Origin of the sequence: Thauera sp. (genome assembly GCF_035444905.1) — a bacterium.
In the GTDB taxonomy this organism is placed as follows: domain Bacteria; phylum Pseudomonadota; class Gammaproteobacteria; order Burkholderiales; family Rhodocyclaceae; genus Thauera.
Map to the genome: position 1 here is coordinate 1 of NZ_DAOMPS010000040.1, position 13,818 is coordinate 13,818.

General features: G+C 69.6%; 13 protein-coding genes. All 13 read left to right on the plus strand.

Annotated elements, in window-relative coordinates:
• Nucleotides 1–1,312, plus strand: a 1,312-nt coding sequence (locus PLC66_RS16085) for a formylmethanofuran dehydrogenase (RefSeq protein ID WP_324542217.1), incomplete at its 5' end; no start/stop codon positions are given.
• Nucleotides 1,309–2,985: a formylmethanofuran dehydrogenase subunit A gene (locus PLC66_RS16090; protein WP_324542219.1), complete on the plus strand. Its 1,677-nt coding sequence runs from the start codon at nt 1,309–1,311 to the stop codon at nt 2,983–2,985. The genes PLC66_RS16085 and PLC66_RS16090, both read left to right, overlap by 4 nt.
• Nucleotides 2,982–3,947, plus strand: coding sequence for a formylmethanofuran--tetrahydromethanopterin N-formyltransferase (gene fhcD / locus PLC66_RS16095; RefSeq protein WP_324542221.1), 966 nt, complete (start codon nt 2,982–2,984; stop codon nt 3,945–3,947). The genes PLC66_RS16090 and fhcD overlap by 4 nt, the downstream gene beginning before the upstream one ends.
• Nucleotides 3,944–4,768: a formylmethanofuran dehydrogenase subunit C gene (locus tag PLC66_RS16100; RefSeq protein ID WP_324542223.1), complete on the plus strand. Its 825-nt coding sequence runs from the start codon at nt 3,944–3,946 to the stop codon at nt 4,766–4,768. Before fhcD ends, PLC66_RS16100 begins: the two co-directional genes overlap by 4 nt.
• Before the next feature lie 115 nt (nt 4,769–4,883).
• Entirely contained in the window at nt 4,884–5,417 is a 534-nt protein-coding gene (gene fae / locus PLC66_RS16105) for a formaldehyde-activating enzyme (protein WP_324542225.1), read from the plus strand.
• A 10-nt stretch (nt 5,418–5,427) separates the two neighbouring features.
• A complete protein-coding gene (gene pabB / locus PLC66_RS16110; RefSeq protein WP_324542227.1) occupies nt 5,428–7,362 on the plus strand; it encodes an aminodeoxychorismate synthase component I in 1,935 nt (644 codons plus the stop codon).
• Complete coding sequence (locus PLC66_RS16115; RefSeq protein WP_324542228.1) at nt 7,355–8,071, plus strand: HAD family hydrolase; 717 nt, start codon at nt 7,355–7,357, stop codon at nt 8,069–8,071. Before pabB ends, PLC66_RS16115 begins: the two co-directional genes overlap by 8 nt.
• A 114-nt stretch (nt 8,072–8,185) precedes the next feature.
• Nucleotides 8,186–9,229, plus strand: coding sequence for an ArsJ-associated glyceraldehyde-3-phosphate dehydrogenase (locus PLC66_RS16120; protein ID WP_324542229.1), 1,044 nt, complete (start codon nt 8,186–8,188; stop codon nt 9,227–9,229).
• Nucleotides 9,230–9,231: 2 nt separating this feature from the next.
• On the plus strand, nt 9,232–10,563 hold the full coding sequence (gene arsJ, locus PLC66_RS16125) for an organoarsenical effux MFS transporter ArsJ (RefSeq protein ID WP_503012226.1): 1,332 nt from the start codon (nt 9,232–9,234) through the stop codon (nt 10,561–10,563).
• A gap of 22 nt (nt 10,564–10,585) precedes the next feature.
• Entirely contained in the window at nt 10,586–10,918 is a 333-nt protein-coding gene (locus PLC66_RS16130; protein ID WP_324542231.1) for an ArsR/SmtB family transcription factor, read from the plus strand.
• Nucleotides 10,919–10,938: 20 nt separating this feature from the next.
• Nucleotides 10,939–11,979, plus strand: a complete 1,041-nt coding sequence (gene arsB / locus PLC66_RS16135; protein WP_324542232.1) for an ACR3 family arsenite efflux transporter — start codon at nt 10,939–10,941, stop codon at nt 11,977–11,979.
• 45 nt (nt 11,980–12,024) lie between these two features.
• Nucleotides 12,025–13,494: a permease gene (locus PLC66_RS16140; RefSeq protein ID WP_324542234.1), complete on the plus strand. Its 1,470-nt coding sequence runs from the start codon at nt 12,025–12,027 to the stop codon at nt 13,492–13,494.
• A 2-nt stretch (nt 13,495–13,496) separates the two neighbouring features.
• The gene (locus PLC66_RS16145) at nt 13,497–13,736 is read left to right on the plus strand and encodes a thioredoxin family protein (RefSeq protein ID WP_324542236.1); all 240 of its coding nucleotides are present in this window, start codon (nt 13,497–13,499) and stop codon (nt 13,734–13,736) included.
• Nucleotides 13,737–13,818 lie beyond the last annotated feature (82 nt).

Genomic DNA, 13,818 nt, shown 5'->3' on the forward strand with positions numbered 1-13,818 from the left:
GAGTACGACGACCGAAACGAATCCCTCCGCGTCCGTGTCCGGCGCAGCCGCGCAGCCGGCGAACTGGACCTGCCCGTTCTGCAGCCTGTTGTGCGACGGCTTTGCCGTGCGTGCAGGGACCGCGCTGGAACTGATCGGCAGCGACTGCCAGCGTGCGCGCGCAGGACTCGCCGCCTTCGATGGCCTGGGGCGTGTCACGCCGTGGGTGGATGGGGCGAGTGCGAGCCTCGATGCCGCGCTCGATGCCGCCGCCGAACGCCTGGCCGCCGCGCGCCTGCCGCTGTTCGGCGGGCTGGCCACCGATGTGCAGGGCATGCGTGGGCTGTACCGCCTGGCCAACGTCGGCGGCGCGATCCTCGACCACGCCCATGGCGAGGCGATGATGCCCGCGCTGCGCATGCTGCAGGACCGCGGGCAGATGTTCACCACGCTCGCCGAGATCCGTAACCGCGCGGACCTGATCGTCTGCGTCGGCACCGATGCGGTGTCTAGCCATCCCGAGTTCTTCCGCCGCTGCGCGCCGGCCGATGGGCGCGGCGAGGGCGGCCGGGTGGTGTTTCTCGCGGCCGGTGAGGGAACGCCGACCGCGGCCGACATCCCGTGGGCGAGCGCGGTCGAGGCAGTGCGCCCGGCGGGCGACATCTTCGATGCGGTGGCGATGCTGGCGGCGCTGGTCGATGGCCGCCGGGTGTCCGCCGACGCTTCCTCTGAACTCTCCGCGCTCGCCGACGCCATGCGCAGCGCCCGCTATTGCGTGATCGTCTGGGAACCTGCCCGCCTGCCGCCGCACGGCGCGCTGGTCGGCGAAGCCTTGCTGCGCCTGCTCATGAACCTCAACCGCAAGACCCGCGCCGGCGCCTTCACCCTCGGTGGCAACGACGGCGCGCAGACCGCCAACGGTGCGATGAGCTGGCTCTCCGGCCTGCCGCTGCGCTCGCGCGTGGGGCCGCAGGGCGTGCATCACGATCCGCTTCAGTACGCCAGCGCGCGGCTGCTGGAGGAGGGCGCGGTCGACCTGCTGCTGTGGGTGGCGAGCTTCACGCCCGGACTGCCGCCGCCGGAAACCGCGCTGCCGCGCATCGTGCTCGGCCACCCGGGGCTCGCGGCGGGCTGCGCGCGGGCGGGCACCGTGTTCATCCCGGTGGCGACGCCGGGCATCAACGCCGACGGCCATCTGTTGCGCGCCGACAGCGTGGTGTCGCTGCCGCTGCACGCGGTGCGCGACGACGACCTGCCGACCGTGGCCGAGGTGGCACGCGCGCTGGTCGCGCGCCTGACGAGCGGCGCAGCAGCGAAGGAGGGCGCGCAATGACGACGATCCGGCTCAAGGGCGGGCGCATCGTTGATCCCGCCAACGGCGTCGACGGCGAGATCCGCGACCTCGGCATCCGCGACGGCCGCATCGTCGCGCTGCACCCCGGGGACAAGGTCGACACCGAATACGACCTCACCGGCTGCGTCGTGATGGCGGGCGGCATCGACCTGCACACCCACATCGGCGGTGGCAAGGTGAACCTGGCGCGCATGATGCTGCCCGAGGACCACCGCCTGAACCGCCCGCGCGACTCCCTGCTCGAGCTTGCCTCCAACGGTTGCTGCACCCCGGGGACGCTCGAGACCGGCTACCGCTACGCGCAGATGGGCTACACCGCCGCCTTCGAGCCGGCGATGCTGGCCGCCAACGCGCGCCAGGCGCACATGGAGATGGGCGACACGCCGATCCTGGACCACGGCGCCTACGTGATGCTGGGCAACGAGGAGCTCTTCCTCGAGATGCTGGCGCGCGGCGAGGACCCGCAGCGCATCCGCGACTACGTCGGCTGGGCGATCGGCGCCAGCAAGGCGATGGGCGTCAAGGTGGTGAACCCGGGCGGCATCTCGGCCTTCAAGTTCAACCAACGCAAGCTCGACGTCGACGAGGACCATGTGCATTGGCGGGTGACGCCGCGCCAGGTGGTGCACAGCCTGGCGCGCGCGCTGTCCGAGCTCGGCGTGCCGCATCCGCTGCACATCCACGCCAGCAACCTGGGCGTGGCGGGCAACATCGACTCCACGCTCGCCACCATCGACGCGCTCGAGGGCCTGCCCGGGCACCTCACCCACATCCAGTTCCACAGCTACGGGCGCGAAGGGCCGAAGAAGTTTTCCTCGGCGGCGCGGCAGCTGGTCGAGCGCGTCAATGCGGCGCCCAACGTCAGCATCGACGTCGGCCAGATCATCTTCGGGCAGACCGTCACCGCGTCCGGCGACACCATGCGCCAGTTCGCCAACGCAGAGCTCGGCAGCCCGCGCAAGTACGTCGGCGGCGACATCGAGTGCGACGCCGGCTGCGGCGTGGTGCCCTTCCGCTACCGCGAGCAGAGCTATGTGAACGCGCTGCAATGGGCGATCGGGCTGGAGATCTTTCTGCTGATGGACGACCCCTGGCGCGTGGTGCTGACCACCGATCACCCCAACGGCGGCCCCTTCACCAGCTACCCGCACCTGATCAAGCTGCTGATGGACAAGAGCTTTCGCGACGAGCAGCTCGCCCGCCTGCATCCGGACGTGGCGGCGATGGCGGACCTGCGCGAGATCCGCCGCGAGCTCTCGCTGTACGAGATCGCGATCATGACCCGCGCCGCGCCGGCGCGCCTGCTCGGGCTCACCGACCGCGGCCAGCTCGGCATCGGCGCCGCGGCGGACATCGCGGTGTATCGCGAGGAGGCCGACCGCGAGGCGATGTTCGCCACCCCGGAGTACGTGTTCAAGGACGGCCGCCTGGTGGCACGCAAGGGCCGCATCGAGGCGGTGCCGGTGGGTGGCACGCACTTCGTCGAGGCCGACTACGACCCCGCGATCGAGAAGACGGTCGAGGCCTGGGCCGACCGTCACGCCAGCATCAGCTACCGCCACATGAAGATCGGCACCGACGAGCTGTGCTCGTGCAGCAACGGCGGCGCGCTGCTGGCGTGCAAGGTGCACGGACGCGGGAGGGCGCTGTGAGCAAGCCGCAGGAGACGACGAGCGCGATGAACACGGCGCCAGGCAGCGTGACGCTCAACGGCGTGACGATCGACGACACCTTCGCCGAGGCCTTTCCGATGAAGGCCACGCGCGTGCTGATCACCGCCCACAACGAAACCTGGGCGCGCCATGCGGCGGTTTCCATGACCGGCTTCGCCACCTCGGTGATCGCCTGCGGCTGCGAGGCCGGCATCGAGCGCATGCTGGGCGCGGACGAAACGCCGGACGGCCGGCCGGGCGTGTCGGTGCTGCTGTTCTCGATGTCGGGCAAGGAACTCGCCAAGCAGCTCGAGCGCCGCGTCGGCCAGTGCGTGCTGACCTGCCCGACGACCGCGATCTACGCCGGCCTCGATGAGGGTGAGGCGATCGCGCTCGGCAGGAATCTGCGCTTCTTCGGCGACGGCTGGCAGATCTCGAAGATGATCGATGGCAAGCGCTACTGGCGGGTGCCGGTGATGGATGGCGAGTTCGTCGCCCAGGAAACCACCGCGCTGGTGAAGGCGGTCGGCGGCGGCAACCTGCTGCTGCTGGCGCGCGACACCGATGCGGCGCTGGCCGGCGCCGAAGCTGCGGTCGAGGCGATGCGCGCGGTGCCCGGCGCGATCATGCCCTTCCCGGGCGGGGTGGTGCGTTCGGGCTCCAAGGTAGGCAGCAAGTACCCGGCGCTGATGGCCTCGACCAACGACGCTTTTTGCCCGGCACTGACGCCGCTGGCGAAGCACAGCGAACTCGACGCCGACACCCGCTGCGTGATGGAGATCGTCATCGACGGCCTGACCGAGGCAGACGTGTCGGCCGCGATGCGTGCCGGCATCGCGGCCATCGCCGCCCGCGGCGCGGCGGCCGGGGTGACGCGGATCTCCGCCGGCAACTACGGTGGCAAGCTCGGGCCTTTCCATTTCCATCTGCACAAGCTGCTCGGCGGGGAGGGCGCGGCATGAGCGCGACACGAGGCTGGTGCCTGCGCCTGAAGGCGCAGCCGGATTTGCGCGTCGACTTCGGCGGCGTGCAGCCGGCGAGGCTGGCCGGCATGGCGGCGGACGAGGTCGCGCGCCTGCAGGTGCGCCACGGCAACGAGATGCTGGCGCTGGGTGAGCTGTTCGATGTCGCCGAAGTATCGGCCGATGCGCCGGCCCTGCGCCTCGAGGGCGAGTTGTCGCGCTTCGATGGCATTGGCCAGGGCATGGACGGCGGCGTGCTGGTCGTCGACGGCGCGGTCGGCGACCGGCTCGGCCTGGCGCTGCGCGCGGGCGAGATCCGCGTGCAGGGTGACGCCGGGCAGCTTGCCGGCTGCGAGATGGCGGGCGGGCGGATCGAGGTCGCCGGGGACGTTGGCGATTTCGCCGCCGGTGCGCTGCCCGGCAGCATGGACGGCATGCGCGGCGGCACGCTGGTGGTGCGCGGCAAGGCGGGTGCCCGCGGTGGCGACCGCATGCGGCGCGGCACCCTGATCATCCATGGCGAAGCGGGCGACTTCCTGGCCTCGCGCATGGTCGCCGGCACGATCGCGGTCGCCGGCCGCGTCGGCGCGCACTGCGGCTACGGCATGCGCCGCGGCACGCTGGTGTTCGCCGGGCCGCAGCCCCCGGCACCTCCGACCTTCGTCGCGACGCGTCAAGATATCGTCGTGTTCTGGACATTGCTGCGGCGCAGCCTGGCCTATCATGGCGGCCCCTTCGCCACCTTGCCGGCATGTGCGCCGCGCCGCCTGGTCGGCGACCTGGCGGCGGATGGCAAGGGCGAGTGGCTGCTGCCGGACTGAGGCCGCCGCCCAGCCTTGATGACGCCCTCGCGCAACCTGCAGGTGCTGCCGAAACACGACCCCGGCCATCGGCCGCTTTCGATCCGACTTCATTGACTCAAGAGGAAGCATGCGTATGAGCAAGTCCTACACCTTTCACGCTGGCGAAGCCACCGTGCTGGCTGCCGAAGGCCAGTTCACCGACGCCATGCCCGAGATCCTGATCGGCCGCACGGACGGCCCGGTGGGGCAGGCCTTCGCCAACATGATGGCGCAGAGCAAGGGCCATACCGCGATGTTCGCGATCCGCGCCTGCAACCAGATGGTGCGCCCGGCCACGATCACGGTGCCCAAGGTCACGCTCAAGGATTCCGCCAACATCGAACTCTTCGGTGGCGTGGTGCAGGCGGCCACTGCCGATGCGGTGATCGACTGCGTGATCGAGGGCATCATCCCGCGCGAGGTGGCGAACGAGCTGTGCATCATCAGCCTGGTGTGGATCGACCCGCGCTGCGCCAAGGATCCGAACCTCGACAAGAAGGACATGTACCGCACCAACTACGAGGCGACCAAGCTGGCGATCCAGCGCGCGCTCAACGACGAGCCGAGCATCGAAGAGCTGATCGCCAACCGCCACACCATCAAGCACGACATGGACGACTGGAGCTGAGCTGCTCGCCATGACCTGTTTCGCCCTGCTCGACGACTGCCACGCCACCGCCGCCGCGCCGACCAGCCGGCTCTACACCGGCTTCGTGCGCGAACACCGCTGTGACGAGCCCGCCATGCTCGATACCGTGTGGGCGGCGGCCGACCGCGACCTGCGCGCCGGCCTGCACGCGGTGGTGCTGGCCGACTACGAGTGGGGCGCGCGCCTGCTGCACGCCGGCCACGAGCGCCTCGCGCCCGAGCACGGCGGCAGCCTGCGGGTGCTGATGTTCGAGCACATGGCTTTGCTCGGCGCCGAGGCGGTCGATGCCTGGCTCGTCGCGCGCGAGCAGGCGGACACCGGCGGCGGACAGGGCGGCGATGGGCGCAGCCCGGCGCCGGCGGGCGCACTCGATATCCGTCCCTCGGTGGATCACGACGCCTTCTGCGAGGCGATCGCCCGCATCCACGCCGCGATCGGCGAGGGCGAGACCTACCAGGTCAACTACACCTACCGGCTGGATTTCCGCACCTTCGGGTCGCCGCTCAGCCTCTACCGCCGCCTGCGCGCCCGCCAGCCGGTGGCTTTTGGCGCCCTGATCGCGCCGCCGCCGGGCACGACCGGGCCGGACTGGGTGCTGTCGTGCTCGCCCGAGCTCTTCCTGCGCAACAGCGGCGGGCGCCTGATGGCCAAGCCGATGAAGGGCACCGCGCCGCGCGCGCGCGAGGCCGAGGGCGACAGCGAGATCGCCCGCCTGCTCGCCGGCGATACCAAGAACCGCGCCGAGAACCTGATGATCGTCGACCTGCTGCGCAACGATCTCGGCCGCGTCGCCCGCACCGGTAGCGTGCGCGTGCCGGCGCTGTTCTCGGTCGAGGCCTACCCGACCGTGTTCCAGATGACCTCGACGATCGAGGCCGACCTGCCGGACGAGACCGGCTTTGCGGACCTGCTGCGGGCGCTCTTTCCCTGCGGCTCGATCACCGGCGCGCCCAAGCACCGCACCATGCAGCTGATCGCAGAGCTCGAGAACACGCCGCGCGGCCTCTATACCGGCAGCATTGGCTGGATCGCACCGCCGGCAAGGCCGGAGCAGGCCTGCGGCGACTTCTGCCTGTCGGTCACCATCCGCACCCTGACCCTGCAGCAACGTGCTGACGGGGCCGGTTGCGACGGCCGCATGGGGGTGGGCGCGGGCATCGTCATCGATAGTCGCGCGGAAGAGGAATTCGAGGAGTGCGCGCTCAAGGCGCGCTTCCTGACCGGGCTCGACCCCGGCTTCAGCCTGTTCGAGACGATGTACGCGACGCGCGAGGACGGCATCCGTCAGGTCGAGCGCCACCTCGCCCGTCTGGCGGCGAGCGCCGCGGCACTGCACTTTGCCTTTCCGCGCGCGGCGATCGTCGCCGCGCTGCGTCAGCAGGTGGCGGGCCTGGCGCCCGGCCAGCCCAGCCGCATGCGGCTGGCCTTGCACAAGGACGGCCGCTTCGAGATCGTGGTGGCGCCGCTCGAGCCGCTGCCGCCCGGGCCGGTCGAGCTGCTGCTCGCCGGGGCGCCGATCGAGGACCCACACGGCCTCTTCGCGCACAAGACCACGCTGCGTGGCCGCTACGACGCCGGCATCCGCGCGGCACAGGCGCGGGGCGCCTTCGACACCTTGTTCTTCGATGCCGACGGCTGGCTCACCGAGGGCGGGCGCAGCAACGTCTTCCTGCGCATCGATGGCGAATGGCTGACGCCGCCGGTCGGCCGTGGCGTGCTGCCCGGCACGATGCGCGCCGCGCTGCTGGACGACCCCGAGTGGGCGGCGCGCGAGCAGGCTCTGCGCGTGGACGACCTGTTGCGCGCCGAGCGCATCGTGCTCACCAATGCGCTGCGAGGCGTGCTCGAGGCGCGGCTGGCGCCGGGCGAGGCGGCCCGTGTCTCGCCGCCCGCAACCGCAGCGGTACGTGCCGACCGTGGCTGACACGCTCGCGTCCTTCGATCTCGCGCTGTTCGATCTGGATTTCACGCTGATTCCCTTCGACAGCGGCCTGCGCTGGGCGCGCTTCATGGTCGGGGAGGGCGTGCTCGCGCCCGGCACCGACGAGGCCTATCTCGAGGTCTGCCATGGCTATGTCGCCGGCCGCACGCCGATCGAGGTGCTGCACCGCTTCGCCGCGCAGCACCTGCTCGCCATCGCGTCCGACGAGCTGCCCGGCTTGCAGGCCCGCTTCGAGGCGGCGATCCGCGCCGAACTCCCCGCCGCCAGCCGCGAGCTGGTTGCGCGCCACCAGCAGGCCGGTCACCTGTGCTGCATCGTGACCACCACCAACGAGATCGTCGCCCGCCCTTTCGCGCGCGCCTTCGGCATCGGGCACCTGCTCGCCAGCGAGCCGGTGCGCGTCGACGGCCGCTACACGGGCGACTACCTCGGCCCGCTGTGTCACGGCGCGGCCAAGGTGGCGCGCGTGCAGGCGTGGCTGCGGGCGCAGGCCGCGGAGACCGCCGGCACGCCCGACGGCCAGCCGTCCGCCGCCGCCAGCGGTTTCCGCCAGCGCGTCTTCTACTCTGACGCCCGCAGCGACCTGCCGCTGCTCGAATGGGTGGACGAGCCGATCGCCGTCCGTCCCGACCCCGGCCTGCGCGCCCACGCCGAGGCGCGCGGCTGGCGGATCATCGAGCGGCTGGAATAGGGGCGCCAGGCCGGGACGTCATTCAGGCTGGCGCCGCACGATCTTCATATTTCCTTCACAATGGCGCTTCTATAATTCAAGACTTCTAGAAATCTCACTCTATCGGAGCCTGACATGAGGGTTGGCATCAATGGCATGGGCCGTATCGGCCGTCTGGCGCTGCGCGCCGCGATGGGCGCGGCAGAACGGCAGGCGGACGATCCACGTGCCGGCAACCGCCTGGAGGTCGTGCACCTCAACGAACTGAAGGGTGGCGCGGCGGCCACCGCGCACCTGCTGGCCTTCGACAGCGTGCAGGGCAAGTGGCGCGCCGACATCCGTGCCGAGGGCGAGGGGACGATCCGCATCGACGAGCGCTCGCTGTCCTTCTCCTCGCACGCCACGGCGGCCGAGATCCCCTGGGGCGAGCTGGGCGTGGACGTGGTGCTGGAATGCACCGGCAAGTTCCTGAGCCCCGAGACCCTGCAGGGCCACCTCGACCGCGGCGCCAAGCGCGTGATCGTGGCCGCGCCGGTGAAGACCGGCGGCGTGCTCAACATCGTCGTCGGCATCAACCACGAGGCCTATGATCCGGCGCGCGACCGCATCGTCACCGCCGCGTCATGCACCACCAACTGCCTGGCGCCGGTGGTCAAGGTGGTGCACGAGAACCTGGGCATCCGCCACGGCCAGATCACCACCATCCACGACCCCACCAACACCAACCTGGTGGTCGACGCCCCGCACAAGGATCTGCGCCGCGCGCGCAGCTCGCTGCTGAGCCTGGCGCCCACCACCACCGGCAGCGCCACCGCGATCGCGCTGATCTACCCGGAACTGAAGGGCAAGCTCAACGGCCACGCGGTGCGCGCACCGGTGTTGAACGCCTCGCTGACCGACTGCGTGTTCGAGCTGCAGCGCGAGACCACGGCGGAGGAGGTGAACGCCTTGTTCAAGGCCGCGGCCGAAGGCCCGCTCGCCGGCATCCTCGGTTACGAGGAGCGCCCGCTGGTCAGCGTCGATTACGCCCGCGACACGCGCAGTTCGATCGTCGATGCGCTGTCGACGATGGTCACCGACGGCACGCTGTTGAAGGTGTACGCCTGGTACGACAACGAGATGGGCTACGCCTGCCGCATGGTCGACCTGGCCTGCCACATGGAAAGCGTCGGCATTTGATGATGAACGCAGCACCCCGCCCGCCCTCGATGCCCCCCGCGCCCGCAGCGCCCCCCAAACCCGCGGCGCCCGCCGCCGGGGTGGGGCACGCCGCGCGCAACTACGCCATCGTCACCGCCGCCTACTGGGGCTTCACGCTCACCGACGGCGCGCTGCGCATGCTGGTGCTGCTGCATTTCTATCGCCTGGGTTACTCGCCGTTCACGCTCGCCTTCCTGTTCCTGCTCTACGAGGCGGCGGGCGTGCTGGCCAACCTTGTCGGTGGCTGGCTGGCGACGCACTTCGGTATCGCGCGCATGCTGGCGGTCGGGCTGGTGACGCAGATCGTGGGCTTCGTGCTGCTGTCGCTGCTCGACCCCGGTTGGACCGCGGCGATGGCTGTGGCCTGGGTGGTGGTGGCACAGGGCATCTGCGGCGTGGCCAAGGACCTGACCAAGACCGCCAGCAAGTCGGCGATCAAGATCACGCAAGCGGAGGCGAAGGCCGCGTCCCAGGCGGGAAGTCAGGGCCAGCTCTTCAAGTGGGTGGCGTGGTTCACCGGCAGCAAGAACGCGATGAAGGGTATCGGCTTCTTTCTCGGCGGCGTGCTGCTCGAGACGCTGGGCTTTCGCGGCGCGCTGTGGGCGATGGCGGGGCTGCTCGCGCTGGTGCTGATCGGGGTGGCGACATCGCTGCCGGCGATGATGGGCAGGAAGAAGGCCTCGCGCTCGGTGCGCGAGCTGTTCGCCAAGAACCCCGGCATCAACGCGCTGGCGGCGGCGCGGGTCGTGCTGTTCGGCGCGCGCGACGTGTGGTTCGTGGTCGGTGTGCCGGTGTTCCTGTATTCGGCCGGCTGGACTTTCACGATGGTCGGGACTTTCCTGGCCGCGTGGACCATCGGTTACGGCCTGGTGCAGGCACTGGCGCCACACATCGTGCGCCGCAGCGCCGACGGCCTCAGCCGCGAGGTGCCGGCCGCGCGCCTGTGGTCGGTGCTGCTGGCGGTGATTCCCGCCGCGCTGGCAATGGCGGTGTGGCTGCAGGTGCCGAATCTGGAGTGGGTGGTGGTCGGCGGGCTGGGGCTGTTCGGCTTCGCCTTCGCGGTCAATTCCTCGGTGCATTCCTACCTGGTACTGGCCTATGCAGGCTCGGAGAAGGCGGCCGAGGATGTCGGCTTCTACTACGCGGCCAACGCGCTGGGGCGCTTCATCGGCACGCTGCTGTCGGGCCTGCTGTACCAATGGGGCGGGCTGCTGTATGCGCTGATCGGCTCGGCGCTGATGCTGTTGTTGTGCTGGCTGGCGACGCTGGCCCTGCCGCTGGTGCGTCAGGATGCCGCTCAGGTGGAGCCCTGAGCCGTCGGCCTGGAGGACGATCATGGAAAAGAACACTGCACTGCCCATCTTCGAGGCGCTGTCCTCCGGGATCCGCCTCGACGTCTTCCGCCTGCTGGTGCGCGTCGGCCCAGCAGGCATGGTGGCCGGCGAATTGTCGGCCGCGCTCGACGTCCCGCCCACCAACCTGTCCTTCCACCTCAAGACGCTGACCCACGCCGGCCTGGTGTCGGCGGAACAGGAAGGCCGCTTCCAGCGCTACCGCGCCAACATGGCGCTGATGCGCGAACTGATTGCCTACCTCACTGAGGAGTGCTGCGGCGGCATGCCCGAGCTGTGTGGCGTCGACGCCTGTGCCTCGGGACTGAACTGCTGAACTGAAGTTGGAGGCTTGAGATGGGGCTGTTCGAACGCTACCTGACGATCTGGGTCGGGCTGGGGATCCTCGCCGGCGTGGGGCTGGGGCTGCTCGCGCCGGGGGCTTTCCAGGCCATCGCCGGCCTCGAGTTCGCCCAGGTCAACCTGGTCGTCGCCGTGTTCATCTGGGTGATGATCTACCCGATGATGATCCAGATCGACTGGCACGCCGTACGCGATGTGGGCAAGAAGCCTCAGGGCCTGATCCTCACCCTGGTGGTGAACTGGCTGATCAAGCCCTTCACGATGGCGGCGCTCGGCGTGCTGTTCTTCCACCATCTGTTCGCGCCCTGGGTCGATCCGCAATCGGCCAGCGAGTACATCGCCGGCATGATCCTGCTCGGCGTGGCGCCATGCACCGCGATGGTCTTCGTGTGGAGCCAGCTGGTGAGGGGCGACGCCAACTACACCCTGGTGCAGGTGTCGGTGAACGACATCATCATGATCTTCGCCTTCGCGCCGATCGCCGCCTTCCTGCTTGGGGTGACCAACATCACCGTGCCGTGGGAGACGCTGCTGCTGTCGACCGTGCTCTACGTGGTGCTGCCGCTCGCCGCCGGCATGGCAACACGCCACACGCTGGAGCGGCGCTCGCCGACCGCGGTTGCGGAACTCGTCGCGCGCCTCAAGCCCTGGTCCATCGTCGGCCTGATCGCCACCGTGGTGCTGCTGTTCGGCTTCCAGGCCAACACCATCATCGACAAGCCGCTGGTGATCGCGATGATCGCGGTGCCGTTGATGCTGCAGACCTACGGCATCTTCCTCATCGCCTATGTCGCCGCGAAGGCGATGAAGCTGCCGCACAATGTCGCCGGCCCGGCCTGCCTGATCGGCACCTCGAACTTCTTCGAGCTGGCGGTGGCGGTGGCGATCTCGCTGTTCGGGCTCAATTCGGGGGCGGCGCTGGCGACCGTGGTCGGCGTGCTGGTCGAGGTGCCGGTGATGTTGTCGCTGGTGGCCATCGTCAACCGCACGAAGCACTGGTTTGCGTCTCCGGCTGCGCGGCAGGCGGCAATCTGAGGCGCAAGGGCGCACAATAAGGACTTCCGTGCTGCAGGGCGTGCGATGGAGATGGTGCTTTCCTGGGCGCTGCCCGTCCTCCACGGCGGCGTGGGCAACCTCGCCGCCTATCTCGCCGCCCATGTGCTGCTATGCCTGCTGCCGGCCTTCTTCATTGCCGGTGCGATGTCGGCGTTGATCCCGAAGGAGACCATCACCCGCTTCCTCGGTCGCAACTCGAGCAAGGCGGTGTCCTACCCGGCCGCTGCCGCCGCGGGTTCCTTGCTGGCAGTGTGCTCCTGCACCATCGTTCCGCTCTTCGCCGGCATCTACAAGAAGGGCGCGGGCCTCGGACCGGCGATCACCTTCCTGTTCTTCGCCCCGGCGGCCAACATCCTGGCGCTGGTCTACACCGGCGGCATCATCGGGCCGGACCTGGCCATCGCGCGCTTCCTGCTGTCGCTCACCTTCGGCATCGGCATCGGCCTGATCATGGCGCTGCTGTTCCGCGCGGACGACGCCGCGCACGACCTCGCCACCGACAGCGCCTTCGGCGCGCAGGGCGCGGGCATGGGGCGGATGGCGCTGGTGTTCCTGTTCGTGTGGGTGGCGCTGCTGCTGGCCGGCACGCTGAAGCTCGACGTGCTCACCGGGACCTACCTCAACTTTGAGCTATCGCTCGCCGACGCCCAGGGCTGGCAGGCTATGCTCGACCGCCTGGTGCCCTACGACGCGGCCAAGGGCGAGGAGGGCGTGTCGGTGCAGGGCGTGGTGCTGATCGCGTTGCTGGCGGCGATCGGCTTTGCGGCCTGGCGCGGGCTGGAAAACATCGCCGACGGCGCCAACGCATGGACCTGGACGAGCCTCGCACTGATCGCGGCGACGCTGCTGGTGGCCGCGCTCTCGGTGCAGCCGGTGGAAGGCGGACTGCGCATCGGCCTGACCGGCAAGTTCGTCGGCGTGGCTGCCGCGCTCGCGGTGTTGCACTTCATCGTGCGCCACCGCCTGAGCGAGGACGAGCTGCGCGACTGGTTGTGGGAGTCCTGGCGCTTCGTCAAGCAGATCTTCCCGCTGCTGGTGGTGGGCGTGTTCATCGTCGGCATGATCCGCGTGCTGATCCGCCCGGAATGGATCGAGATGCTCGCCGGCACCAACTCGCTCACCGGCAACCTGGCGGGGGTCGCCTTCGGCGTGTTCATGTACTTCCCGACCCTGGTCGAGGTGCCGATTGCCAAGATGTTCCTCGAGCTCGGCATGCACCGCGGCCCGCTGCTCGCCTACCTGATGTCCGACCCCGAGCTGTCGCTGCAGAGCATCCTGATCATCTCGGCGATCATCGGCCGCAGGAAGACCTTCACCTATGTCGGCCTGGTCGCGCTCTTCAGCGCGGCTGCGGGCCTCATCTACGGCGCCTGGATCGATGGCGCCGCGCTGCTCATGCTCGCGCTCTACCTCGCGGGCTTCATCGTGTTTCTGGCGGCGCTGCTGTCGATTGCCAGCCGCCGCAGCACCGCGTCCTCACTCAAAGGAGTCTGATCATGCTCAGCATCAAGGTTCTCGGCCCCGGCTGCGCCAACTGCCGCAAGCTGGAAGAAATCGTGCACGAGGCGGTGGCTGCCACCGGCGTGGAGGCGGAGGTGCTCAAGGTGACCGACATGGGCCAGATCGTCGCCTATGACGTGCTCAAGACGCCCGGCCTGGTGATCAAAGACAAGCTGGTGTCGTCGGGGCGGATTCCGACTGCCGGGACGATCGCGGAGTGGATCCGGGCGGCTTGATGCTTATTTTTTTCGGGGCCGGCGTTTCCGTTCGGCCTCGATCTGCAAGGGTCTCGCGTGCTTGAGAGCGCTGGACAGGCCT